A 23,146-nucleotide genomic window follows, 5' to 3' on the forward strand; every position below is an offset into this window, starting at 1 on the left:
CCAATTGTTGTTGGTTCAGCGCTGAAAGCACTGGAAGGTGATACAAGTGAGATTGGTGTGCCAGCGATTGAAAAATTGGTTGAAACACTGGATGCATATATCCCTGAACCAGTAAGAAACATAGACAAATCATTCTTATTACCGATTGAAGACGTATTCTCTATATCTGGTCGTGGAACAGTAGTNACAGGCCGTGTTGAGAGTGGAATAGTAAAAGTTGGTGAAGAGATCGAGATTGTAGGTATCCGTGATACACAGAAAACGACTTGTACTGGTGTTGAGATGTTCCGCAAACTTCTTGATGAAGGCCGTGCAGGAGATAACGTAGGTGTGTTATTACGTGGAACGAAGCGTGATGAAGTTGAGCGTGGCCAAGTATTAGCTAAGCCAGGCACAATCAAGCCGCATACAAAGTTTGAAGCTGAAGTGTACGTATTATCAAAAGAAGAAGGTGGACGTCATACTCCATTCTTCAATGGATACCGTCCACAGTTCTACTTCAGAACCACAGACGTAACAGGTACTTGTGACCTGCCCTCTGGAACAGAAATGGTAATGCCAGGTGATAACGTACAGTTAGTTATCAATCTGCATGCGCCTATCGCGATGACAGAAGGTTTACGTTTCGCAATTCGGGAAGGTGGCCGTACAGTAGGCGCCGGTGTTGTCGCTAAAATAATCGAGTAATTATAATGAGTAGCAATCAAAACATTAAAATAAGATTAAAATCCTTTGACCATCGATTGATTGATCTATCAACTCGAGAAATCGTAGAGACAGCTAAGCGTACTGGTGCACAAATTCGTGGACCAATACCCTTACCTATCCGTAAGGAAAAATTTACCGTATTGACTTCACCGCATGTGAATAAAGATGCACGAGATCAATATGAATTACGTACTCATAAACGCCTGGTCGTTATTGTTAAGCCAACTGAAAAAACAGTAGATGCTTTGATGAAACTGGATCTGGCCGCTGGGGTTGATGTTCAGATTAGCCTTGACGAATAAAGAATCGGAAAGGATATTAAAGAGGTGTTACAATGATGATCGGTTTATTAGGCCGTAAAATCGGCATGACGCGTGTATTCACACCAGAAGGAGTGTCAGTTCCTGTTTCTGTTGTTGAAGTACACCCAAATCGTGTTTCTCAGATTAAAACTGTAGAAAATGATGGTTATACTGCTGTTCAGCTTACTGGCGGAACCAAAAAGGCGAGTAAAGTGAGCAAGCCAATGGCTGGTCATTTCGCTAAAGCTGAGATTGAAGCTGGTGATATGCAAGTTGAATTTCATATTGATTCAGAAGATGCATTCAAACTAGGCCAGGTTATATCTGTTGCTGATGTTTTTACCGCCGGACAACATGTTGATGTATCAGGAACCACTAAAGGTAAAGGGTTTGCTGGTACAGTCAAGCGTTATAACTTCAGAACACAAGATGCTACACACGGTAACTCAAGATCACACCGTGTACCCGGATCTATTGGTCAAAACCAGACTCCAGGTAAAGTATTCAAAGGTAAGAAAATGGCTGGACATATGGGTAATGTTCGTTGCACTACACAAAGCCTGGAATTAGTTCGCGTTGATGCTGATAGAAATTTACTACTTATCAAAGGCGCTATTCCTGGAGCTCCAGGTTCACGAATAGAAATTAAGCCTGCTGTTAAAAAGCCAGCAAGAGGTGAATGATGGAAATTACTACGATAGATACAAAAGCACAACTAAAGCTGAACAAAGATGTTTTTGCCTACGATTATAACGAAGGTTTAGTTCATCAGGCAGTTGTTACTTATATGAATAATGCCCGAAGTGGTAATAGTGCTCAAAAAACTCGTGCTGAAGTACGAGGCGGTGGAAAGAAGCCTTGGAACCAAAAAGGTACTGGTCGTGCTCGTGCAGGAACCATACGAAGCCCTATTTGGAGAAGTGGTGGAGTGACTTTCGCATCTAAAAAGAGAGATTACTCACAAAAACTTAATAAAAAAATGTACAAACGCGCATTACGTAGTATAATCTCCGAACTTTGTCGTACTGGCAACCTTGTGGTAGTCAGTGATTTTCAGTGTGAAAGCCATAAGACAAAAGATTTCATCAGCAAAATGAATCAAATGAACATTAAAAATGCTTTGATCATTATGAATGAAGTTGGTGAAAGTGAATACTTAGGTTCAAGAAACCTGATTGATTATGATATCTGTGATGTTACAACTATAGATCCTGTTTCCTTACTCAGATTTGAAAAAGTTGTTGTTACAGAAGCTGCAATTAAAAAAATTGAGGAACAGTTACAATGAACGCTGAGAGATTGATGATGGTTCTACGCGAACCACATACTTCTGAAAAGGCTACTGTCATGGCCGATAAGTTTAAACAGTTCACTTTCAAAGTAATGAAAAATGCAACTAAAACTGAAATTAAAATGGCTGTAGAGCATATATTTAACGTAAAAGTTAAAAATGTATCTGTTATCAATGTAAAAGGTAAAGCAAAGCGCTTTAAGCAAACCAGTGGCAGAAGAAGTGACTGGAAGAAGGCATTTGTATCCCTTCACGCTGATCAAGATATTGACTTTACAGTTACTGAATAAGGCAGATTAAGATGGCACTATTAAAATCTAAACCGACTTCGCCTGGTAGACGTGGCGAAATACGAGTTGTTCATCACAATATACATAAAGGTAAGCCACATGCCGCTTTAGTTGAAAAACTAAAAAAATCAGGTGGCCGAAATAATCAAGGTCGCATTACTGTAAGACATATCGGTGGTGGGCAACGTCAAAAGTACAGACTTGTTGATTTCAAGCGTGATAAAGATGGAATCGCTGGTCGAGTAGAGCGTTTGGAATACGATCCAAACAGAACTGCTTTGATTGCTCTTATCGCTTACAAAGATGGTGAAAAAAGATATATAATCGCTCCAGCTAACCTTGAAGTCGGGGCAACAGTAGTAAGCGGTGCTGATTCACCAATAAGCGTAGGCAACTGCTTACCTTTAAAAAATATTCCAGTTGGTTCAACAATTCATTGTGTTGAAATGAAACCTGGGAAAGGTGCTCAGATGTTACGAAGTGCCGGATGCAGTGGACAGATCGTTGCAAAAGAAGGTATTTATGCAACATTAAGACTACGTTCTGGTGAAATGCGTAAAATTCATGTTTTATGCCGAGCTGTAATCGGTGAGGTTAGCAATAGCGAACATAGTTTACGTGCGCTAGGAAAAGCAGGAGCTAAGCGTTGGAGAGGTATAAGACCAACGGTACGAGGCGTTGCAATGAACCCTGTTGATCACCCACATGGTGGTGGTGAAGGTCGTACGTCTGGTGGTCGTCATCCAGTATCTCCTTGGGGAGTTCCGACTAAAGGATACAAAACCAGAAGTAATAAGCGTACAGATGGCTTCATAGTCAGAAGACGTAAGAAGAAATAATTATTGAGAGGATATCAAGTGGCTCGTTCAATTAGAAAAGGTCCATTTATTGACCATCATTTGATCAGCAAAGTTGAAGCTGCAATCGAATCAAAATCAAAGAAACCAATTAAAACCTGGTCTAGACGTTCAACAATCGTTCCTGAAATGATTGATTTAACTATAGCTGTGCATAACGGCAAAGACCATGTTCCTGTATACATTACAGATAATATGGTTGGTCACAAATTAGGTGAGTTTGCCATGACTCGTACATTCAAAGGCCACTCTGGTGACAGAAAGGCTAAAGGCAAGTAAGAGGATATGATGGAAGTTACAGCTAAGTTAAAAGGTGCTCCTTTATCCGCTCAAAAGGGCAGATTAGTAGCCGATATGATACGAAACATGAACGTATCTGGTGCGCTTGATGTCCTCAAGTTTACACCAAAAAAGGGTGCTCAATTAATGCTTAAATTATTAGAATCAGCAATTGCTAACGCTGAAAATAATAATGGTGCTGATATTGATGATCTGAAAGTAGGTATGGTATGCGTTGATGAAGCTACAACTTTAAAACGCATTAGTCCCAGAGCTAAAGGACGTGCAAATCGAATTTGCAAACGTACCTGCCATATCACGATTAAAGTGTCTGACGAGGAATAGCAATGGGACAAAAAGTCAATCCAATAGGCATACGCCTTGGTATTATAAAAGATTGGAATTCTAAATGGTTCGCAGGTAAGCGATATGCTGAATTTTTGATTCAGGATATTAAATTACGTAATGAACTCAAGAAGAAACTGATGGCTGCTGCAGTCAGTAAAATCCTGATTGAGCGTCCTGCTAACAACGCCGTAGTTACTATTCTTACAGCCAGACCTGGTGTAATTATAGGTAAAAAAGGTGGTGGTATTGAGACCTTACGTAAAGAAATCTCTACCAAGTTGGGCGTGCCTGTTCATCTGAATATTGAAGAAATTAAAAAGCCTGAATTAGATTCTACTCTTGTCGCTGAAGGTATTGCGCAACAGCTTGAACAGCGTGTTATGTTCAGAAGAGCTATGAAACGTGCAGTTACCTCTGCTTTAAAGGCAGGCGCGAAAGGTATTAAAATTTGTGTAAGTGGTCGTCTTGGCGGTGCTGAAATTGCTCGTAGTGAATGGTATAGAGAAGGTCGTGTGCCTTTACATACTTTCAGAGCTGACATTGATTATGGTACAGCAGAGTCTAAAACTACCTACGGAATTATTGGTGTAAAAGTCTGGATCTTCAAAGGTGAAGTTTTACCTCAAAAGAAAAGATCTACTGACAGCGCCCAGTGAGTGAGGATTAAGTATCATGTTACAACCAAAGCGTACTAAGTACCGCAAACAAATGAAAGGCCGCAACAGAGGTTTAGCTCTGCGCGGTAGCAAAATCAGTTTCGGTGAGTTTGGTCTGAAGGCATTAGAGCGTGGACGTTTGACCGCTCGACAAATTGAAGCTGCACGTCGTGCTATGACACGTCATATCAAGCGTGGTGGTAAAATTTGGATCCGAGTATTCCCGGATAAACCTATCACACAAAAGCCTTTAGAAGTGAGACAAGGTAAAGGTAAAGGTAGCGTTGAATATTGGGTTGCTCAAATACAGCCTGGTAAGGTTTTATTTGAAATGGAAGGTGTTAGCAAAGAACTTGCAATTGAAGCATTTGACTTGGCTAAAGCAAAACTTCCTTTCAAAGTAATATTTGAAGAACGGACGGTAATGTAATGAAAAAAATCGATGAATTGCGCAATTTGACCGTTGAAGAATTGCAAACTGAATTGCTTTCATTACGTAAAGAACAATTTAATTTACGAATGAAGAAAGCAAGTGGCTCACTAGATAAAACACATCTCATCACTCTGGTGCGTAAGTCAGTGGCAAGAGTTAAAACAATGTTGACTGAAAAGGCAGGTAAGTGAAATGTCTACTAATAGTGAATCGAACGCCAGAACAATGGTTGGAAAAGTAGTTAGTGACAAAATGGATAAGACTATAGTTGTGATGATTGAGCGTACAGTGAAGCATCCTAAATATGGAAAAATCATGAAACGTAGAACTAAAATTCACGCTCATGATGAAAATCAAGTATGCCAAATTGGTAATACTGTGAAAGTCCGTGAGTCAAGACCACTCTCTAAAACGAAAAGCTGGGTATTAGTCGAAGTAATTTCTTAATCAACTTTGTTGATTTACTTTTAAAACCCTAAAAGGCCTGATATAATCAGCAACCTTTTTCTGGTCGAAATTAGAGCTGGAGAGTAAAATGATCCAAATGCAGACAGTGCTCGAAGTGGCTGACAACAGCGGAGCACGAAAGGTAATGTGTATTAAGGTACTTGGTGGATCCCACAGACGTTATGCGCGTGTTGGTGATGTTATCAAAGTGAGTATTAAAGATGCCATTCCAAGAAGTAAAGTAAAAAAAGGTGCCGTAATGAAGGCCGTAGTTGTACGAACAGCACAAGGTGTACGAAGAGACGATGGTTCTCTGATACGTTTTGATGGTAATGCTGCAGTACTGTTAAACAACCAAAACGAGCCAATTGGTACTCGTATATTTGGCCCCGTTACTCGCGAGCTACGAGAGAGATTTATGAAGATAATATCTCTGGCTGCTGAAGTTTTGTGAGAAGGATTAAATATGAAACGTATTAGATCAGGCGATGAAGTAATTATAACCGCCGGTAAAAGTAAAGGTCATGTGGGTAAAGTCCTGCGCGTAATAGATGATAGTGTTGTTGTCGAGGGCGGTAACTTAATTAAGAAACACGTTAAGGCGAATCCTCAGCAACCAGAAAACAAAGGTGGAATTATTACTCGTGAGGCTCCACTGCACGTTTCAAACGTTGCTCATTATAATCCTATTACTAAAAAAGCGGATAAAGTAGGCTTTAAGTATCTTGAGAATGACGGCGTTAGCAAAAAAGTTAGATATTTTAAATCTAACAATGAAATAATAGACCGTGTTTAATTAGGTGAACGAAATGGCGAGACTTAAAGAGTTTTACAAGAAAGACGTCGTCTCTATGATGATGAAGCGATTCAACTATGCCAGCATTATGGAAGTCCCTAAAATACTCAAGATTACTTTGAACATGGGTGTTGGTGAGGCTGTAGGTGATAAGAAAGTGATGAACCACGCAGTTGAAGATATGACTTTAATTGCTGGACAAAAGCCGGTTGTTACCAAGGCGAAAAAATCACTCGCTGGTTTTAAAATCAGAGAAGGTTGGCCTATTGGTTGTAAGGTTACATTGAGACGTGAGCGCATGTACGAGTTTTTAGACAGGTTAATTTCTGTTACTCTACCCCGCGTAAGAGATTTTCGTGGTCTGAATCCTAAATCTTTCGATGGTACTGGAAATTACAGTATGGGTATACATGAGCAAATCGTATTCCCCGAAATTGATTTTGATAAAACAGATGGTATACGAGGATTAGACATTTGTATTACTACAAGTGCTAAAACAAACGAAGAAGCTAAAGCTTTACTAGAAGCATTTAATCTTCCATTGAAAGATAGAGATAGAAAATAAAAGGGTGAAATTGTGGCTAAGAAATCAATGCTTGTGAGAGAGTTAAAGCGCGGAAAACTGGTAGAAAAATACAGACAGCGCAGAAACGAATTAAAACAATTGATTAAATCATCTGATGATTTCCAAGTAATTATGGAAAGTCAGGCAAAACTAGCAAAATTACCAGTTAATTCAAATCCTGTTCGTCATAGTACTCGATGCCAGTGTTGTGGTAGACCACACGCGGTATATCGCAAGTTTAGTCTTTGCAGAATCTGCTTGAGACAACAGCTTATGATTGGCAATGTACCTGGCGGTAGAAAATCAAGCTGGTAAATTATTTTGATTGGAGAACGATTGTGAGTATGCATGATCCAGTTGCTGATATGCTGACCAGAATAAGAAATGGTCAACAGGCGAAACATCAGCAGGTAACGTTAGTTTCTTCTAAGTTAAAAGAAGAAATTGCACGTGTTTTAAAAGAAGAAGGTTATATTGAAAATTTCTTTGTTGAAACTTTAGATAATAATCTGAAATCTATAACTGTTAAGCTGAAGTACTATCACGGCCGACCAGTAATTGAGTTGATTAAAAGAATCAGTCGCCCTGGTTTAAGAGTATATAAGTCATATAAAGATTTATCCTCTATCCCTGGTTTTGGAGTGGCTATATTATCCACCTCTAAAGGTATAATGACTCATATATCTGCAAAGCTGAAAGGTGTTGGTGGCGAAGTCATTTGTGAAGTGGCTTAATACTTGCGAGGAATGATATGTCTAGAGTAGCAAAAGCCCCAGTTGTTCATCCTGCGAATGTTGATGTAACTTTTGCAGACGGAACAATAACAATTAAAGGGCCTAAAGGAACACTAACCCAAAAGATTAACAGGTTAGTTAGTATTACGAAAAATAAAGAGTCTAATCAGTTAGAATTTGCTCCAGCTGCAAATGATCCTAAAGCATGGGCTCAGGCAGGAACTGCAAGAGCATTAGTAAGCAACATGGTTCATGGTGTTACTGAAGGCTTTACGATTACTTTGGAATTGGTTGGCGTGGGATATAGAGCACAAGCTAAAGACCAATCTATAAGCTTATCTCTTGGTTTTTCGCATCCTGTTGAATATGAGTTGCCAAAAGGTGTAGCCGTAGAGACTCCTAACAATACCACAATAATTCTCAAGGGTGTTGATAAGCAAATTTTAGGACAGGTAGCTTCTGAAATCAGAGCATTCAGACCGCCAGAGCCTTATAAAGGTAAAGGTGTTCGTTACGCTGGTGAAGTCATTGTTCGTAAAGAAGCGAAGAAGAAATAAGGTATAAGTTATGAATAAGCAAAACTCTCGTGATAGACGTGGATTAAAAGCTAAAGCTTTAATTCGTAAGTCGGGTAGAGCAAGGTTAGTTGTTTATAGAAGCGGAACGCATATCTATTCTCAAATAGTCCAGGCTGATAAACTCGGTGATAAGGTATTAGTAGTTTGTTCAACTAATGATAAAGAATTAAGAGCCAGTTTATCTGGAAAATGCAAAGTAGAGCAGGCCACTCTTGTTGGCAAGCTGTTGGGTAAACGCGCTAAAGAAAATGGCATTACTCAAGTTGCATTTGATCGTGCTGGTTATAAATATCATGGCCGAGTGAAAGCGCTTGCTGAAGGTGCTCGCGAAGCTGGATTAGATTTTTAAGGAACGATTATGGCATTCGAAGAATCACCCAAGTCAGATGGATATCAGGAAAAGCTGGTATCAGTCACTCGTACAGCCAAAGTAGTTAAAGGTGGACGTGTTTTTGGCTTTGCTGTTTTAGTTGTTGTTGGTGACGGTAAAGGTAAAGTTGGATTTGGCAGAGGTAAAGCAAGAGAAGTTCCTATTGCAATACAAAAAGCTATGGATCAAGCCAAGAAAAATATGGTTTATATACCACTTTCTGGCACTACTATTTTCCATGAAATCACATGGAACTATGGTGCATCAAAAGTATTTATGAAACCAGCCAGCGAAGGTACTGGAATTATTGCCGGTGGCGCTATGAGAGCGGTATTGGAAGTTCTTGGTGTTCAAAATATTTTAGCTAAAAGCATAGGTTCTACTAATCCAAGTAACATTGTGAGAGCTACTATCGGAGCTTTGACAAGTATTGGAACTCCTGATTATGTAGCAGCCAAACGTGGTAAAACTGTTGAAGAAGTTATGGCGGGCTAATTATGGAAAAGAAAATTAAAATTACTTTGGTTAAGAGCACTATAGGTCGAAAACCAAAACATATTAATATTGCCAAGCAATTAGGGTTGGGCAAGACTAATTCAAGTGTATGTCATAACGATACTCCAGCGATACGCGGACTCGTTAATGCCATTAACTACTTATTGCTAGTTGAGGAGAGTGTATAATGAATTTAAATTCACTATCACCAGATCCCGGTTCACGACCACCTAAAAAGCGTTTAGGTCGTGGTATTGGTTCCGGATTAGGTAAAACCAGTGGTAAAGGTCATAAAGGTCAAAAGGCCAGAGCTGGTGGTTACCACAAAATCAACTTTGAAGGCGGTCAAATGCCAATTCAAAGAAGATTACCAAAAATGGGCTTTAAATCTCGTGTTGGTAGAACTGTCGACCAGGTTTGCCTTAGTGAGCTTGCTAAATTGACTGCTGAAGTCATTGACTTACAGGTTTTACGTGATGCAGGAATAATTAATAGCTCAATAAAAGAGGTAAAAGTAATCTTATCCGGCGAACTAACCACTGCTGTTAAGCTAAAAGGCTTAAGAGTCACTAAAGGAGCTCGCTCGGCCATTGAAGGTTTGGGCGGTAGCATAGAAGAGTGACTATGAAAAACCAAAAGCATAATGGAAGCCAATCCCGAGGTGGGTTGGCAGAACTAAAATCAAGATTATTTTTTGTTATTTTAGGAATCTTAGTCTATCGTTTAGGTGCTCATATACCTGTTCCAGGTCTTGATCCCGCTAAACTGGCTAACTTTTTTAATGAGCAACAAAATACAATCTTTGGCTTGTTTAATATGTTTTCTGGTGGTGCATTATCGCGTGTTACAGTATTTGCAATAGGTATAATGCCTTACATTTCTGCATCTATTATTATTCAGCTTTTTTCTGTTGTGTCTCCGAAACTGGAGCAATTAAAGAAAGAAGGTGAATCCGGGCGTAGGAAGATTAATCAATATACACGCTATTTAACTTTGTTGTTGTCGATTTTCCAGTCTTTGGGGATGGCTCGATGGCTGGCTGGCCAACAAATAGCATTGCAACCTGATTTTTCATTTTATTTCACGGCAGTTACTACATTAGTTACGGGTACTATGTTTCTGATGTGGCTGGGTGAGCAAATAACTGAAAAAGGCGTAGGAAACGGAATTTCTCTGATTATTTTCTCAGGTATTGTATCGAGCATGCCTGGTGCTATTGCATCTGTACTTCAGCAAGTCAAGGAAGGCCAAATGCAAGCATTGACTCTGGTTATCGTTGCAGTAGTGGTCGTGGTAGTTACTGGATTTGTCGTCTTTATGGAACGTGCTCAGCGCCGTATAAGAGTAAACTACGCGCAAAGAACGCAGGGTAGAAAAGTGTATGCAGCTCAGACAAGTCATCTGCCATTAAAAATTAATATGTCTGGTGTGATACCTCCAATCTTCGCATCCAGTATCATATTATTACCAGCTACTTTGGCTCAATTCTTTTCACATACAAAAGGAATGGGTTGGTTATCAGATGTTGGTATGGCTTTGTCTCCAGGACAACCGTTGTATCTGATGGTTTATGCTGCTGCGATATTGTTTTTTGCATTCTTTTATGCAGCATTGGTTTTTAACCCAAAGGATACCGCAGAGAATCTGAAAAAGTCAGGTGCGTATATTCCCGGAATCAGACCTGGTGAACAAACTACAAAGTATATCGATGCGGTCATGACTCGTTTAACTTTGGTGGGTGCAATATATCTGGTTTTAGTATGTTTGTTGCCTCAGATTTTAATGTACACATGGCATGTTCCCTTTTATTTTGGAGGAACATCATTGTTAATTATCGTTGTAGTTATTATGGATTTTGTAGCTCAGATACAAGCTCATTTAATGACCCAACAATATGATTCTTTAATGAAAAAGGCTAATTTTAAAGGTACGAAACTACCTGGTCTTCTATGATTTTTATCGGAGTTAGGAATGAAAGTAAGAGCATCAGTAAAGCGAATTTGTCGCAATTGCAAAATAATTAAAAGAAGTGGCACTATACGAGTAATTTGTAAGGATGCCAGACATAAACAAAAGCAAGGTTAATCTGCTTGATTTTATTTTATAGAAATAGTATTCTTCTGTCCCTTTCGACAGAACAAAATAACGTTCGGAGAAGCTAATGGCTCGTATTGCAGGAGTGAACATACCTGACCACAAACATGTGGTGATTGCTTTAACAGCTATATATGGTATTGGTAAAACCACATCATTAAAATTATGTAAAACCGTTGAGATTGATCCTTCAGCGAAAGTATCACAATTAACAGATGCTCAATTAGAGTCACTGAGAACTGAAATCGCTAAAATTACTGTAGAAGGTGATTTACGTCGTGTTGTTACTATGAATATTAAACGACTGATGGACTTGGGCTGTTACCGTGGTCTCAGACACAGAAGAGGATTACCTTTACGCGGACAACGCACGAAGACTAATGCTCGTACAAGAAAAGGCCGTAGAAAAGGCACTACTAATTGATTTTTCATGTAGGAAAATAAGATGGCAATAACGAAGTCAAAACAGCAAAAAGTACGAAAGAAAGTTAAACGCGTCGTATCAGATGGTATAGTTCACGTTCATGCTTCTTTCAACAATACTATTGTTACCTTTACTGACAGACAAGGTAATGCTTTATGTTGGGCAACATCTGGTGGCTCTGGTTTCAGAGGTTCACGTAAAAGTACACCTTATGCTGCACAGGTAGCAACTGAACGTGCTGCTGCTGTTGCAAAAGAATATGGTATGAAATCTGTAGCTGTATTTGTTCATGGTCCTGGTCCTGGAAGAGAGTCCACTATTCGTGAATTAATAACTCAGGATTTTAAAATTGTTGAAATAACCGATGTGACTGGCATACCTCATAATGGATGTAAGCCACCTAAAAAACGTCGTGTATAAGACTCAGGAGTAATTAATGGCTAGATATCTTGGTCCAAAATGTAAATTATCACGTCGTGAAGGTTGTGATTTATTACTGAAAAGTGGAGTTCGTGATCATAAATCCAAGTGCAAATCTGAAAAATTGCCTGGACAACATGGTGATAAAAAGCCACGTTTAAATGGTTATGGAATTCAGCTTAGAGAGAAACAAAAAATCAGACGATTGTATGGTGTTCTTGAAAAGCAATTTAGAAACTACTATAAAATGGCTGCTCGCCAAAAGGGTTCTACTGGTGAAAACCTGATGTCCTTGTTGGAAAGACGCCTTGATAATGTTGTATATCGTATGGGTTTTGCCAGTACACGTGCTGAAGCTAGACAATTAGTGACACATAAGGCAATACTTGTTAATGATAAAATAGTTAACGTGCCATCTTTCCTGGTAAATCCAGGTGATAGTATATCTGTTCGTCAAAAAGCCAAGAGCCAGGGTCGTGTTCAGGCTGCACTAGCTTTATCCGAACAAAGAGCGCCATGTGACTGGATCACTGTGGATACTGCTTCCTTTAAAGGAACATTTTCTACAGCACCAACGTTAACTGACTTATCTTCAGACTACAACGTAAATCTTGTTGTAGAACTTTACTCTAAGTAAGCTCGGAGAAATAGCTGAATGTATACTGAAATCAATGAAATGCTGACGCCAAAAGTTCTCAAAGTACAGGCTGAGTCACCTTATAAAGCTAGAATAGTTCTAGAGCCTTTGGAGCGAGGTTTTGGTCATACTCTCGGCAATGCTTTGAGACGTATATTATTGTCATCTATGCCAGGGTCTGCCATTACAGAAGCTTCGATAGATGGTGTACTGCATGAGTACAGCACAATTGAAGGAGTGCAAGAAGACGTTGTTGATTTGTTGCTTAACCTGAAATTGGTTGCAATCAAATTGACAGTAGGGGAAGAGGCATTAATCACCCTGAACAAGCAAGGTCCTTGTCAAGTAACGGCTGGAGACATTCAATTGAGTCATGGTCAGGAAATCGTTAATCCTGAACTTGTGCTTGCAAACCTGAATGAAAAAGGCAAGTTGAGTATGACATTAAAAGTTGAACGCGGAATAGGTTTTCATAATACTGATTCTTTTGTTCGACATTTTGATGACGAAATTGAGAAGAAATCTGTTGGTAAACTGAAAATAGATAATAGTTTCTCACCAGTCAAAAAAGTTGCCTATTTTGTTGATAGTGCACGGGTAGAAAATCGAACTGACCTTGATAAGTTAACGATAGAATTAGAGACAAATGGAACGATTGACGCTGAAGAAGCGATACGTATATCTGCTAGTATTCTTCAAAGACAACTTCATTCATTTGTAGATATGAAGTTTGAAGAATCACGTTCTGACAATAAAGAACGCAATGATTTTGATCCTGTATTATTACGTTCTGTTGATGACTTGGAGTTAACTGTTCGATCTGCTAATTGTTTAAAAGCAGAAAACATACATTATATAGGCGACTTGGTTCAAAGAACTGAGAATGAACTATTAAAAACTCCTAATTTGGGTAAGAAGTCACTTACTGAAATTAAGGATGTTTTGGCATCACGTTCATTATCGCTAGGTATGAAACTTGAGAATTGGCCGCCAGCAAGTTTAGGCGAGTAATATTTAGGAGTCTTTGTTATGCGTCACCGTAATTCGGGCCGTAGTTTTAGCCGTACAAGTAGCCATCGTAAAGCCATGTTTTCTAACATGTGTTGTTCTTTGATTGAGCATGAGTTAATTAAAACAACTCTGCCCAAAGCTAAAGACTTACGTCGTTACATAGAGCCTTTAATTACTGTTAGTAAGGCTGATTCAGTGGCATCACGCCGTCATGCTTTCGATATTTTAAGATCTAAAGTAGCAGTCGGTAAGTTATTTTCTGATTTAGGACCTCGTTTTTCTGAGCGACCAGGTGGATATGTCCGTATCATTAAATGTGGTTATAGAGAAGGTGATAATGCCCCTATGGCTATCGTTGAATTGGTAGACAGACCAAGAGCTGATGAATCAGAAGAGTAAATGATGTTTTATTATGGTTAGTGCGAAGCATTTACCAATTAGTTTTTAGTATTCAAAAAGCCGATGATTATTAATCACCGGCTTTTTTTTATGGGCTACAGAAATCTACATGGCCGCAAAAGATAGTTCGATTGCTTGTACTTGCTTAAGAGGTTTTGTAGCCCGGTCTGCTTGCAGCCGGGATGGTGTCACTTCGATCCCGGCTGCAAGCAGACCGGGCTACACGTCTTGGCAGTATTTAGATTTCGTTGTTTGTATTTGGTGTCAGTCGTTATACGATCCACGTCGTCCTGAGCGCGTCTTTTTGCGCGAAGGATCTCCTGAAAGTGGCATGGTGTATTTGGAGATCCTTCGCGCAAAAAGACGCGCTCAGGACGACGTGGATCGGGGAATGGAAAGGATGTGTCAAAACCACTACAAAGAGACAGTTGCAAGCAACCGTGATCTTGAGTTTGATTGTTGTACTGTTCCTTCAATAGGGCTGAACACTTACTGTTTTGCGGGATATTTTAATCAAGAGCAGCGTTTTACGTTTCGCTAAAGCGAAACGTAAAACGGAGATTCGGCTATTTTAAAACGGGATGTCATCATCTAATTGATCAAACGCATCATGAGCTGCCTGTGATGGCTGTTGTCTTGCTGCAGAGCTCTGATTTGCTGATGGTGCTGATTGAGCTTGTGGCATATCATCGTAGTTTGCATAACTGCTGCCACCACCACTTTTGCTATCGAGCATTTGAATATCAGACGCAATAATTTCGGTTGTGTATCTATCCTGGCCTTGTTGATCTTGCCATTTGCGAGTACGTAAACTGCCCTCAACATAGAGTTTGGAACCCTTACGTACATATTCTCCGGCTATCTCGCCTAAACGGTTAAAACAGACAACACGATGCCACTCGGTTCTATCTTGCTTTTCACCAGTTGTTTTATCTTTCCATGACTCACTTGTAGCTATTGATAAAGACGTAACAGCATTACCGTTTGGCAAATAGCGAACTTCTGGATCGCCTCCAACATTGCCAACCAAGATGACTTTATTTATTCCTCTAGCCATGTTTATTTTCTCCTGTATGCGAAAGTTAGAGAGCTATTATACCTGATTTACAAGTGGTTGGTAGTTAGCCCATTGAATTAACTTGAGTTGTTATATAATCTGCGTTTTAGCCATGTTAAGTAGACATTGCATCCAAAGCTCGCTCAGCACTTCCTGGGCTATACAGTTCTCTGTCAATGCGTAAATACAGAACTTCTTCTTCCTTTGCGAGAACCACCTCTTTTATTCCCGGAACATTAACCAATGTTTGAAGATCCTCTTCAGAATGAGCATTGGATGAGGGATAGTTAAGGATGAGGGTGGACAGGTAGTTATTGGGTTTCATAAAACATGCAACAGCTAACCATACAGCAGCAAAGAGCGCATTGGCAATGAAAATCGCTTCACTGTTGTGCCATTGATACAGTACCCCGGCAATAGAACCACCTGCAAAAATACCTAAAAATTGCCCGGTGGAATAAACACCCATCGCAGTGCCCTTATTGCTAGGATTGGCCTGCTTTGACACGAGAGACGGCAGAGACGCTTCAAGGATATTAAAAACGACAAAATAGGCAAACATCAGCAGGCATAAGCTTAGCCAGTGAGAATAAGTAAAGGCTAAAAGAGCTTGTGCAATTACGGTCGTCAGCACCGATCCAATAAAAACGGTTTTCATTAAGCGCTTTTTCTCTGCCAGAATAATAAAAGGGATCATTAAAATAAAAGAACACAACATCAAGGGTAAATAAAAGTGCCATTGATGGGTTAAATGACCTTGCTTCATCTGCTCACTTAAAATCATTGGAATTGCGAAGAATGTTGCTGTCAAAATAAAATGCTGGCAGAAGATGCCCAGGTTTAAACGCAACAGGTGGTAATTTCCCAATACAGATTTAAATAAGTGGGGATTAGTTTCACTATCTGAATGAAAGCGCTCTTTTGCTGGGGTAGGTATTACCAGATGCAATAATACAATTCCGAAAACCACCAGCACAGTAGTGAAATAGAAAATGCCCGCCAAGCCATAATGATGCGAGAGCGCTGGGCTAATAACCATAGCCAGGCTAAACGATGTGCCTATAGTCATACCAATGACGGCCATGGCTTTAGTTCGTTGTTCATCAGGGGTTAAATCTGCAAGTAATGCAATCAATACGCTTCCGATAGCACCTGTGCCTTGCAGGGTTCTGGCTAATATCATGGAATAAATGGATTCAGACAGCGCTCCGAGCAAGCTGCCCGCAGCAAATAAAATTAATCCCAGTGTTATTATCGGCTTTCTTCCCAATTTATCAGATAGCATACCAAAAGGCATTTGCAGAAGGCCCTGAGTTAATCCATAACCACCTAAAGCAAGTCCGATCAAGGTTGGTGTCGCACCTTCCAGGTTTGCAGCATAAAGGGTGAATACCGGTATGAGTAAAAATAATCCCAGCATCCGAAATGAAAAAATTGCGGCAATGGGAAAAACTGTTTTAGACCAGGAATACTTCATTGATACTGTATTATAAGATTTACGATGTGCAGATGGTACAAAGTTAGGGAATGAGACACAAGGTAATTTACTCGCGTCTTTTGATATTTCTACTATTTTGGCCAAAATAAACAGATTTGATGTGTTCTTGCGACTCAGATCGTGCGATAAGTCGGGAATTGCTGTCATTACTGGATTGGTCATTGACAGACTATAAGAATCCCGGTAATTTGATGCCTTTTTATACTAGAGGACTACTCTATGAGTGCAGTATTTGCAGGAAAAGTGGCATTAATTACCGGTGGGGCGCGTGGAATAGGAAAGGCAACCGCTTTAAAATTAGCTCAGGCTGGGTGTGATATTGCCATTGTTTACTACAATAGCTCTGATGAGGCGCAAAGCCTGGTAAAAGAAATTCAGGATATGGGAAGAAAGGCAATCGCCTTACAAGCGAATGTCGCGGATCACCAGTCAGTAAAAGAAATGTTTGTCCAGTTTCGCGAACATTTTGAGCACCTCAATTTTTTAATCAGCAATGCGGCAAGTGGTGTATTAAAACCTGCATTGAAAATGTCCACCAAACACTGGCGCTGGTGCATGGAAACGAATGCTTTGGCTTTAAATCATCTGGCATCTGAAGGGCGTGAATTAATGCCTAAAAACAGTCGTGTTATTGCCTTGTCAAGCCTGGGCGCTGTGCGGGCAATCCCTAACTATGCATTCATCGGCGCATCTAAAGCGGCATTGGAAGCCCTGGTCCGCTCTTTAAGTCTGGAACTGGCGGTTTATGGTATTACCGTTAATACCATTTCTGCAGGTGTTGTAGACACTGACGCACTAAAGCATTTTCCTAACAGAGAGCAGTTATTGGATGAATATCAGGCTCATGCTTTGGCTGACAGGCCTTTGGTTCCGGCAGATGTTGCTAATGCAGTCTATCTGCTCTGTTTACCTGAAGCTGCCATGATAAATGCGCACACGTTGTTTGTAGATGCGGGATACAGTCAAGTAGGATAAATCGTTATAGGTGATTAATATTAATTCTATGATATAATTTGTAGCTTTATGAATTTGATTATCTCTGGGGATTAGAATGAATGTAGATAATGTTTACCCTAAAGTTAGGGAAATTATTGCTGATGTATTGGTCATTGATGAAAATGAAGTGTCTTTAAATAGTCGTCTGATTAATGATTTGGGTGCTGAATCCATTGATTTTCTTGACTTGGTGTTCCAGCTTGAAAAAGAATTTAAAATTAAAATTCCTCGCGGGCAATTAGAAAAAAATGCTCGTGGTGACCTTGCTGAAGATGAGTTTGAAAAAGGCGGTTCGTTAACTCCTGCTGGTCTTGATGCCCTAAAAAATTATTTAAGCGAAGTACCTGCTGATCAGTTTAAAGCGAATATGAAAGTGAACGAAATCCCTATGCTGTTTACGGTAGAAACCTTCTGTAAACTGGTTGTGGCCGCTGTTAGCCAACAAAAAGCGGAAACTGTTGCCTGATGCGATTCTTATTTGTCGACAGAATTGTGGAACTATCCCCTGGTGAATTAGTCAGGGGTGTGAAACACATTACCCGAGACGACAGCTGTTTGACCATAGATAAACAGGGTAAAACCTGCTTTATACCCTCTCTCATCGGTGAAACGCTTGGTCAGTTAGCTGCCTGGAATGTAATGCAGCACAATGGTTTTACCTTGCGCCCTGTTGCTGGCGTGGTGGCCAGTGCTCAATTGCATCGTCCGGCTTATGTTGGTGAAACATTATTGCTTGAGTCCTTCATTGATGGATTAGACGATAGAGCCGTGCAGTATCATAGCGTTGCACGCGTAGGAAATGAGCTTGTTTTTAGCATAGAGGGTGCCTTGGGACCTTTACTGCCCATGGCTGATTTTATAAACCCTGATGAAATAAAACAGCAGTTTGATGAAATTTATCGTCCTGGCGATTGGTCGGTGATTGCCAATGCGCATTTAAGTCCTGCTCAGGATGAATTGATTGGTACCCAGGGTTCGCCTTGTGCTCCCATGATGTTTGATCGGATTATTGCCAGCGATCCTGGTGTCAGTCTGGTTGCTGAAAAACGGATTACTCGTTCGGCACCTTATTTTCCAGATCATTTTCCCAATAAGCCTGTCCTGCCAATGACTGTATTGCTGGAATGTAAATTAAACCTGGCAGAAGAATTTTTATCTCGAGCTCATTTTGCTGCAGATTATCAGGTTAAAGAATTACGTAAAATTAAAATGAACGAATTTGTTCAGCCCGGTGATGTGATTGTTTGTCAGGTAAAAGTGAAGCAATTAACTGAAGAAGAACTGATTTTGACTTACCGAAGTGAAGTAGAGGGTAAGCGAGTCTGTGTGGTGGATGTAGTGCTTGTCCCTAAAGGTAACTGATATGAAGAAAAGAAGAGTAGCGATTACAGGTTTGGGTGCGGTGTCTCCTATAGGCAATGATGTACATTCTACCTGGACTAATTTAATGGCGGGGCATTCAGGAATAGCTGAAATTAAACAATTTGATGCCAGCGCATTCCCCACATACATAGCAGCTGAAGTGAAAAATTTCACTCCCAATCCTTCACTGACCGGCAAGCATACACGATTCGCCATGTCTTTTACCCATTACGCCCTGGAAGCAGCGCGTCAGGCTTTTGAAGATGCAGCTATTGTTCCTACAGAGCAAACCTCATCTCGTTGGGGCATTGTAACTGGCAGTGGCATGATGACTGCTGAATTTGACTATTTAAATCGCTTCCAACAAGTTTGTGCGACAGACGGTGAAACAGATTGGAGCAAGCTTCACGCTCAGTCCAGAGAATTTTACAAGCTGGTCGATTTTGGTAAAACCACTTCAAATTCTGGCTTGTCTTTACTCATCCAGCAATTTGGCATTACAGGCTATGCTACTTCAGTTCATACCGCATGTGCATCAGGCGGCCAGGCTTTAGGTTTAGCCATGCAAGTTATTCGCCGAGGAGAAGCGGATTTTATGCTGGCTGGCGGATTTGATTCCATGATTAATCCTCTGGGCTTATCCAGTTTTTGTCTTTTAGGCGCGTTATCTACTTATAATGATACGCCGGAAACTGCAAGCCGTCCTTTCGATGGGACGCGTAATGGTTTTGTTTTAGGTGAAGGGGCTGCGTTTTTAATTCTCGAAGAATGGGATAAGGCCAAAGCTCGTGGAGCACGTATTTATGCCGAATTAGCTGGTGAAGGCAATTCACTCAGCTCTTACCGAATCACAGATTCACACCCCAATGGTGATGGCGCTATCCAGGCAATAGAAAGAGCTCTTCAGGATGCCGGTGTTCAGGCGCGTGATGTGGACTATATTAATGCCCACGGTACTTCAACCAAGATGAATGACTTAAGCGAAACCAATGCCATTAAAGCAGTATTTGGTGAGCGAGTGGCCAGTTTACCTGCCAGTTCAACCAAGAGCCAGACAGGGCATTTGATTGCAGCAGCAGGGGCTCTTGAAGCGGTTCTTGCAGTGAAATCCATAGAGCATGCACGAATACCTAAAACTGCAAATTTAACTACTCCCGATCCGGAATGCGATTTGGATTATGTGGTTGATGGCCCTCGGGAAAAATCGCTCGGTGTGGTTTTATCTAACTCATTTGGATTTGGCGGTTCCAATAGCTGTCTTTTATTTAAGCACCCTGAGTTTGAAGGAGTTAATAAATGAGTGATTTCAATCGAGTATTTATTACAGGGCGCAGTGCTTTAACCGCATCCGGAGCTACGGCTGATGACACCTGGAATTCGGTAGTTAACGGAACAAGCGGAATTGATGAAATCAAGTATTGGGATTTGTCGCAGTGGACTCATCGCTTAGGCGGTGAATTAAAAGATTTTCAGCCTGCTAAAATGTTGCCAGATCGAAAATTGATCAAAGTGATTTCACGACAGGACGTAATGGGAATTAATGCCGCGATGCAGGCTGTAGAACACAGTCAAATGATACCTTATCGTGATTCACTGTCTTCTGCTGAAGAATTCAATGAACAAACAGCAGTTTACGTAGGTTCTCCAGGAAATAAGTATTTTCAGCAATATGATTTTTTACCTTTGCTGGCTAAAACACAAGGTGATATGCAAGGCTTTGCCGGTCAATTATTTGATGAAGTGCATCCTATGTGGTTACTGCGCATTTTACCGAATAATGTTCTTGCATATACCGGCATTACCTATGGTTTCAAAGGGCCAAATCATAATGTCACCAATCATGCAGCCGGTGGGACACAAGCCATTTTGGAAGCATACCATGCAATTCGCAGCGGCCAGGCAGACCGAGCCGTAGTAGTCGCCTATGACATGGGAGTGGAGCCACAGGCTTTATTTTATTATGAAAAACTGGGTGTGGTAAGCCAACGTCATTTAAAGCCATTTGATGCAGAACATGATGGTACACTCCTGGCAGAAGGTGCCGCTGCCCTGGTATTGGAAAGCGAAGCCAGCGTACAGGCGCGCTCCGCAACCTGCTATGGTGAAATTACCGGCGGGCTATCTGCAAGTGAGGCAGCAGGCTTATTTTCCATAGAATCAGACGGACAACATTTGACCGATTTAATGTCCCGTACTTTGGATTCAGCCGGATTAACTCCTGAAGATGTTGGACTTATAGTTGCTCATGGCAATGGCAATACCAAATCGGATGAAAGTGAAGCCCAGTCCATCAAAACGGTGTTTGCAGACCATAAGGTTCCAGTCACCGCATTTAAATGGTCCGTAGGGCATACCTTGTGTGCTTCTGGTGTTTTAGACGCCGTAATGACTACCTATGCGCTGGAAACAAAGTGTGCCCCAGGAATTGCCAATTTACAGCAAGTTGCAACTACCTGTGAAGGATTATCGGTCAGTTCAGCACATCAGCAACTAAAGAACAATTCCTGTGCCGTGATGATAAATCGCGGATTTGCCAGTATGAATGCCTGTTTGGTGATAAAAGCCTGTGACTGAACTACATCAACAAATTAATGCGTTGCCAGTAAGCCTTGCTGGCCGATTTATTTATAGGTTTTTACCCTATAGAAAGCGATTAGTCCTGAAGAATATTGATCAGGTTTATAAAGATCAATTAACTGATTCTCAAAAGCAGCATTTAGCCAAATCCTATTATTCGCATCTGGCAAAGTCAATCAAAGAAATCATACAAATGCGTTTCATGAGTGAAAAGAAATTGCGTGATTCTGTAGAAGTCATTGGTCATGAAAAAATGCTGGCGGTTGTAGCAGAACAGAAGGGTGTTTTGGTCGTGACCGGCCATTTTGGCAATTGGGAAGTTGCGCCCTTAGGTGGTGTGCTTAACTTTAAAGAGTTTAAAGGCCAATTTCATTTTATAAGACGCACACTTCGTTTCAAGCCTATAGAGCGTCTGGTATTTAAAAGCTATTACAAAGCTGGCCTAAATGTTATTCCCAAAGCCAATTCTCTTGAACAAGTCCGTGTAGCAATGGAAAACAATCACGCGGTCATTTTTGTTTTGGATCAACACGCTTCTTTAGTCAATAGAGACGGTATCGCTGTTGAATTTTTTGGAAAAAAAGCCGGAACCTATCGTAGTATTGCGACTTTATCACGATATACAGGCGTGCCAGTAATTCCGGCAGCAGGCTATCGTTTGCCTAACGGTAAGCATGTTTTGGAATTTCATGATCCTATCCCATGGCAGGATTATGAATCTACCCAGGAATCGTTGTATCGTAATACTTTGGCTTATAACCAGGCTTTAGAGAGGATTATTTTGGCGCATCCGGAGCAGTGGAACTGGATGCACAAGCGCTGGAAACTCCCCTGAATGGGCATATTTGGTGCATCTTGCACGATCTGAGCTAGAGAAAAATGCTCACATATCTGATGTATGCTCCGCTTTTTCTCTAGCTCAGATCGTGCAACCTGCACGCAAATCTGCCCATTCAACGGAGTTTTCAAGGTATCGCCTCCCCTTAAATCCACGTCGTCCTGAGCGCGTCTTTTTGCGCGAAGGATCTCCTGGAAATGGCATGGTGCCAGTATCGGGAGATCCTTCGCGCAAAAAGACGCGCTCAGGACGACGTGGATTTGTAGGAGAGGCAACGGATTAGCGAAGGGATTTGGTGGTACTGGAAACATAATCACCTTTCAATACGGTCTACGTATTTGCCCATTCAATTCAATTTTCTTTGCTCGTCCCTTAAATTTTTTAACGCTCGGAACAGTTTATTTATTTCGAATTCCTTTTTAAATATTAAAACCATGGTTTCTTCATCGGTTCTTAATATTTGATAATGTATCAACATGTCAAAATTGTTGATTATAATTTCGATGGTGCCGGTTTGAGACAGATTTATATTCTTCTTGATAACCAGCGCACCGGAAGAAGATATTTCTACTACTTCGAGCGACTGCTCTGAAGATTTGGCCAGGATTTCTCCATGGTTTTTCAGCCTGAAAAATTTACGCTTTTCATCCATTTACTTGTCTAAACTCAGAGAGTTAATTTTTC

General features: G+C 40.7%; 39 protein-coding genes. 36 read left to right on the forward strand and 3 right to left on the reverse strand.

All coding sequences use genetic code 11. The annotated features are described in order from the left end of the window. From B094_RS0107065 to B094_RS17440, 30 genes are all read left to right on the forward strand, one after another. The coding region (locus B094_RS0107065) for an EF-Tu C-terminal domain-related protein (protein ID WP_018577109.1) at nt 1-687 on the forward strand (687 nt) is incomplete at its 5' end. A 5-nt stretch (nt 688-692) separates the two neighbouring features. Next, on the forward strand, nt 693-1,010 hold the full coding sequence (gene rpsJ, locus B094_RS0107070) for a 30S ribosomal protein S10 (protein WP_018577110.1): 318 nt from the start codon (nt 693-695) through the stop codon (nt 1,008-1,010). A gap of 32 nt (nt 1,011-1,042) precedes the next feature. After that, nucleotides 1,043-1,693 (forward strand): 50S ribosomal protein L3, encoded by a 651-nt coding sequence (rplC, locus tag B094_RS0107075; RefSeq protein ID WP_018577111.1) that lies wholly within the window; start codon nt 1,043-1,045, stop codon nt 1,691-1,693. Beyond that, nucleotides 1,693-2,298 (forward strand): 50S ribosomal protein L4, encoded by a 606-nt coding sequence (gene rplD / locus B094_RS0107080; RefSeq protein ID WP_018577112.1) that lies wholly within the window; start codon nt 1,693-1,695, stop codon nt 2,296-2,298. The genes rplC and rplD overlap by 1 nt, the downstream gene beginning before the upstream one ends. Beyond that, nucleotides 2,295-2,591 (forward strand): 50S ribosomal protein L23, encoded by a 297-nt coding sequence (rplW, locus tag B094_RS0107085; protein WP_018577113.1) that lies wholly within the window; start codon nt 2,295-2,297, stop codon nt 2,589-2,591. The genes rplD and rplW overlap by 4 nt, the downstream gene beginning before the upstream one ends. A gap of 11 nt (nt 2,592-2,602) precedes the next feature. Beyond that, complete coding sequence (rplB, locus tag B094_RS0107090; RefSeq protein ID WP_018577114.1) at nt 2,603-3,430, forward strand: 50S ribosomal protein L2; 828 nt, start codon at nt 2,603-2,605, stop codon at nt 3,428-3,430. An 18-nt stretch (nt 3,431-3,448) separates the two neighbouring features. Then, on the forward strand, nt 3,449-3,727 hold the full coding sequence (gene rpsS, locus B094_RS0107095) for a 30S ribosomal protein S19 (RefSeq protein ID WP_018577115.1): 279 nt from the start codon (nt 3,449-3,451) through the stop codon (nt 3,725-3,727). Between the two features lie 9 nt (nt 3,728-3,736). Beyond that, nucleotides 3,737-4,072, forward strand: a complete 336-nt coding sequence (gene rplV / locus B094_RS0107100) for a 50S ribosomal protein L22 (protein WP_018577116.1) — start codon at nt 3,737-3,739, stop codon at nt 4,070-4,072. Nucleotides 4,073-4,074: 2 nt separating this feature from the next. Continuing rightward, complete coding sequence (gene rpsC / locus B094_RS0107105; RefSeq protein ID WP_018577117.1) at nt 4,075-4,731, forward strand: 30S ribosomal protein S3; 657 nt, start codon at nt 4,075-4,077, stop codon at nt 4,729-4,731. 16 nt (nt 4,732-4,747) lie between these two features. Beyond that, on the forward strand, nt 4,748-5,161 hold the full coding sequence (gene rplP / locus B094_RS0107110) for a 50S ribosomal protein L16 (RefSeq protein ID WP_018577118.1): 414 nt from the start codon (nt 4,748-4,750) through the stop codon (nt 5,159-5,161). Next, the gene (rpmC, locus tag B094_RS0107115; protein WP_018577119.1) at nt 5,161-5,355 is read left to right on the forward strand and encodes a 50S ribosomal protein L29; all 195 of its coding nucleotides are present in this window, start codon (nt 5,161-5,163) and stop codon (nt 5,353-5,355) included. The genes rplP and rpmC overlap by 1 nt, the downstream gene beginning before the upstream one ends. A gap of 1 nt (nt 5,356) precedes the next feature. Then, the gene (gene rpsQ, locus B094_RS0107120; RefSeq protein WP_018577120.1) at nt 5,357-5,611 is read left to right on the forward strand and encodes a 30S ribosomal protein S17; all 255 of its coding nucleotides are present in this window, start codon (nt 5,357-5,359) and stop codon (nt 5,609-5,611) included. Between the two features lie 88 nt (nt 5,612-5,699). Continuing rightward, on the forward strand, nt 5,700-6,065 hold the full coding sequence (gene rplN / locus B094_RS0107125) for a 50S ribosomal protein L14 (RefSeq protein WP_006872243.1): 366 nt from the start codon (nt 5,700-5,702) through the stop codon (nt 6,063-6,065). 12 nt (nt 6,066-6,077) lie between these two features. Continuing rightward, a complete protein-coding gene (rplX, locus tag B094_RS0107130) occupies nt 6,078-6,407 on the forward strand; it encodes a 50S ribosomal protein L24 (RefSeq protein ID WP_018577121.1) in 330 nt (109 codons plus the stop codon). A gap of 13 nt (nt 6,408-6,420) precedes the next feature. Further along, nucleotides 6,421-6,972 (forward strand): 50S ribosomal protein L5, encoded by a 552-nt coding sequence (gene rplE, locus B094_RS0107135; protein WP_018577122.1) that lies wholly within the window; start codon nt 6,421-6,423, stop codon nt 6,970-6,972. A 12-nt stretch (nt 6,973-6,984) separates the two neighbouring features. Further along, nucleotides 6,985-7,287, forward strand: coding sequence for a 30S ribosomal protein S14 (rpsN, locus tag B094_RS16825; RefSeq protein ID WP_081621054.1), 303 nt, complete (start codon nt 6,985-6,987; stop codon nt 7,285-7,287). 29 nt (nt 7,288-7,316) lie between these two features. Continuing rightward, nucleotides 7,317-7,706, forward strand: a complete 390-nt coding sequence (rpsH, locus tag B094_RS0107140; protein WP_202814220.1) for a 30S ribosomal protein S8 — start codon at nt 7,317-7,319, stop codon at nt 7,704-7,706. Nucleotides 7,707-7,723: 17 nt separating this feature from the next. Further along, a complete protein-coding gene (gene rplF / locus B094_RS0107145) occupies nt 7,724-8,263 on the forward strand; it encodes a 50S ribosomal protein L6 (protein ID WP_018577124.1) in 540 nt (179 codons plus the stop codon). A gap of 10 nt (nt 8,264-8,273) precedes the next feature. Then, a complete protein-coding gene (gene rplR / locus B094_RS0107150; protein ID WP_018577125.1) occupies nt 8,274-8,633 on the forward strand; it encodes a 50S ribosomal protein L18 in 360 nt (119 codons plus the stop codon). A 9-nt stretch (nt 8,634-8,642) separates the two neighbouring features. Continuing rightward, on the forward strand, nt 8,643-9,149 hold the full coding sequence (gene rpsE, locus B094_RS0107155; protein ID WP_018577126.1) for a 30S ribosomal protein S5: 507 nt from the start codon (nt 8,643-8,645) through the stop codon (nt 9,147-9,149). 2 nt (nt 9,150-9,151) lie between these two features. Beyond that, nucleotides 9,152-9,337: a 50S ribosomal protein L30 gene (gene rpmD / locus B094_RS0107160; RefSeq protein WP_018577127.1), complete on the forward strand. Its 186-nt coding sequence runs from the start codon at nt 9,152-9,154 to the stop codon at nt 9,335-9,337. Further along, the gene (gene rplO, locus B094_RS0107165; RefSeq protein WP_018577128.1) at nt 9,337-9,771 is read left to right on the forward strand and encodes a 50S ribosomal protein L15; all 435 of its coding nucleotides are present in this window, start codon (nt 9,337-9,339) and stop codon (nt 9,769-9,771) included. Before rpmD ends, rplO begins: the two co-directional genes overlap by 1 nt. Before the next feature lie 2 nt (nt 9,772-9,773). After that, on the forward strand, nt 9,774-11,102 hold the full coding sequence (gene secY / locus B094_RS0107170; RefSeq protein WP_018577129.1) for a preprotein translocase subunit SecY: 1,329 nt from the start codon (nt 9,774-9,776) through the stop codon (nt 11,100-11,102). A gap of 18 nt (nt 11,103-11,120) precedes the next feature. Further along, nucleotides 11,121-11,234: a 50S ribosomal protein L36 gene (gene rpmJ / locus B094_RS16830; RefSeq protein WP_010946099.1), complete on the forward strand. Its 114-nt coding sequence runs from the start codon at nt 11,121-11,123 to the stop codon at nt 11,232-11,234. Nucleotides 11,235-11,310: 76 nt separating this feature from the next. After that, the gene (gene rpsM, locus B094_RS0107175; RefSeq protein WP_018577130.1) at nt 11,311-11,667 is read left to right on the forward strand and encodes a 30S ribosomal protein S13; all 357 of its coding nucleotides are present in this window, start codon (nt 11,311-11,313) and stop codon (nt 11,665-11,667) included. Nucleotides 11,668-11,688: 21 nt separating this feature from the next. Further along, a complete protein-coding gene (gene rpsK / locus B094_RS0107180; protein WP_018577131.1) occupies nt 11,689-12,087 on the forward strand; it encodes a 30S ribosomal protein S11 in 399 nt (132 codons plus the stop codon). Nucleotides 12,088-12,103: 16 nt separating this feature from the next. Further along, nucleotides 12,104-12,724, forward strand: coding sequence for a 30S ribosomal protein S4 (rpsD, locus tag B094_RS0107185; RefSeq protein ID WP_018577132.1), 621 nt, complete (start codon nt 12,104-12,106; stop codon nt 12,722-12,724). Between the two features lie 18 nt (nt 12,725-12,742). Then, the gene (locus tag B094_RS0107190; protein ID WP_018577133.1) at nt 12,743-13,735 is read left to right on the forward strand and encodes a DNA-directed RNA polymerase subunit alpha; all 993 of its coding nucleotides are present in this window, start codon (nt 12,743-12,745) and stop codon (nt 13,733-13,735) included. 18 nt (nt 13,736-13,753) lie between these two features. After that, nucleotides 13,754-14,134: a 50S ribosomal protein L17 gene (gene rplQ, locus B094_RS0107195; protein ID WP_018577134.1), complete on the forward strand. Its 381-nt coding sequence runs from the start codon at nt 13,754-13,756 to the stop codon at nt 14,132-14,134. A 109-nt stretch (nt 14,135-14,243) separates the two neighbouring features. Next, nucleotides 14,244-14,675, forward strand: a complete 432-nt coding sequence (locus B094_RS17440) for a hypothetical protein (RefSeq protein ID WP_162263937.1) — start codon at nt 14,244-14,246, stop codon at nt 14,673-14,675. Between the two features lie 30 nt (nt 14,676-14,705). On the opposite strand, the gene ssb is transcribed toward B094_RS17440, so the two are convergent. Further along, a complete protein-coding gene (gene ssb, locus B094_RS0107200; RefSeq protein ID WP_018577135.1) occupies nt 14,706-15,191 on the reverse strand; it encodes a single-stranded DNA-binding protein in 486 nt (161 codons plus the stop codon). A gap of 115 nt (nt 15,192-15,306) precedes the next feature. Continuing rightward, nucleotides 15,307-16,668, reverse strand: a complete 1,362-nt coding sequence (locus B094_RS0107205) for an MFS transporter (RefSeq protein ID WP_026253924.1) — start codon at nt 16,666-16,668, stop codon at nt 15,307-15,309. Nucleotides 16,669-16,908: 240 nt separating this feature from the next. Between B094_RS0107205 and fabL the strand changes: the two genes are divergently transcribed. The 6 genes from fabL to B094_RS0107235 all read left to right on the forward strand — a co-directional run bounded on the left by fabL (nt 16,909) and on the right by B094_RS0107235 (nt 22,459). Then, entirely contained in the window at nt 16,909-17,664 is a 756-nt protein-coding gene (gene fabL, locus B094_RS0107210) for an enoyl-[acyl-carrier-protein] reductase FabL (RefSeq protein ID WP_018577137.1), read from the forward strand. Between the two features lie 76 nt (nt 17,665-17,740). After that, nucleotides 17,741-18,151 carry an acyl carrier protein gene (locus B094_RS0107215; protein WP_018577138.1) on the forward strand — a complete coding sequence of 137 codons (411 nt, stop codon included), beginning with the start codon at nt 17,741-17,743 and terminating at the stop codon, nt 18,149-18,151. Continuing rightward, the gene (locus B094_RS0107220; RefSeq protein WP_018577139.1) at nt 18,151-19,047 is read left to right on the forward strand and encodes an ApeI family dehydratase; all 897 of its coding nucleotides are present in this window, start codon (nt 18,151-18,153) and stop codon (nt 19,045-19,047) included. The genes B094_RS0107215 and B094_RS0107220 overlap by 1 nt, the downstream gene beginning before the upstream one ends. Nucleotide 19,048: 1 nt before the next feature. After that, nucleotides 19,049-20,347: a beta-ketoacyl-[acyl-carrier-protein] synthase family protein gene (locus tag B094_RS0107225; RefSeq protein WP_018577140.1), complete on the forward strand. Its 1,299-nt coding sequence runs from the start codon at nt 19,049-19,051 to the stop codon at nt 20,345-20,347. After that, nucleotides 20,344-21,621, forward strand: coding sequence for a beta-ketoacyl-[acyl-carrier-protein] synthase family protein (locus B094_RS0107230; protein ID WP_018577141.1), 1,278 nt, complete (start codon nt 20,344-20,346; stop codon nt 21,619-21,621). Before B094_RS0107225 ends, B094_RS0107230 begins: the two co-directional genes overlap by 4 nt. Beyond that, on the forward strand, nt 21,614-22,459 hold the full coding sequence (locus tag B094_RS0107235; RefSeq protein ID WP_018577142.1) for a lysophospholipid acyltransferase family protein: 846 nt from the start codon (nt 21,614-21,616) through the stop codon (nt 22,457-22,459). The genes B094_RS0107230 and B094_RS0107235 overlap by 8 nt, the downstream gene beginning before the upstream one ends. Before the next feature lie 349 nt (nt 22,460-22,808). On the opposite strand, the gene B094_RS0107240 is transcribed toward B094_RS0107235, so the two are convergent. Further along, nucleotides 22,809-23,114 carry a PilZ-like domain-containing protein gene (locus B094_RS0107240; RefSeq protein WP_018577143.1) on the reverse strand — a complete coding sequence of 102 codons (306 nt, stop codon included), beginning with the start codon at nt 23,112-23,114 and terminating at the stop codon, nt 22,809-22,811. Nucleotides 23,115-23,146 lie beyond the last annotated feature (32 nt).

The sequence above is a fragment of the Legionella shakespearei DSM 23087 genome (assembly GCF_000373765.1).
GTDB lineage: Bacteria > Pseudomonadota > Gammaproteobacteria > Legionellales > Legionellaceae > Legionella > Legionella shakespearei.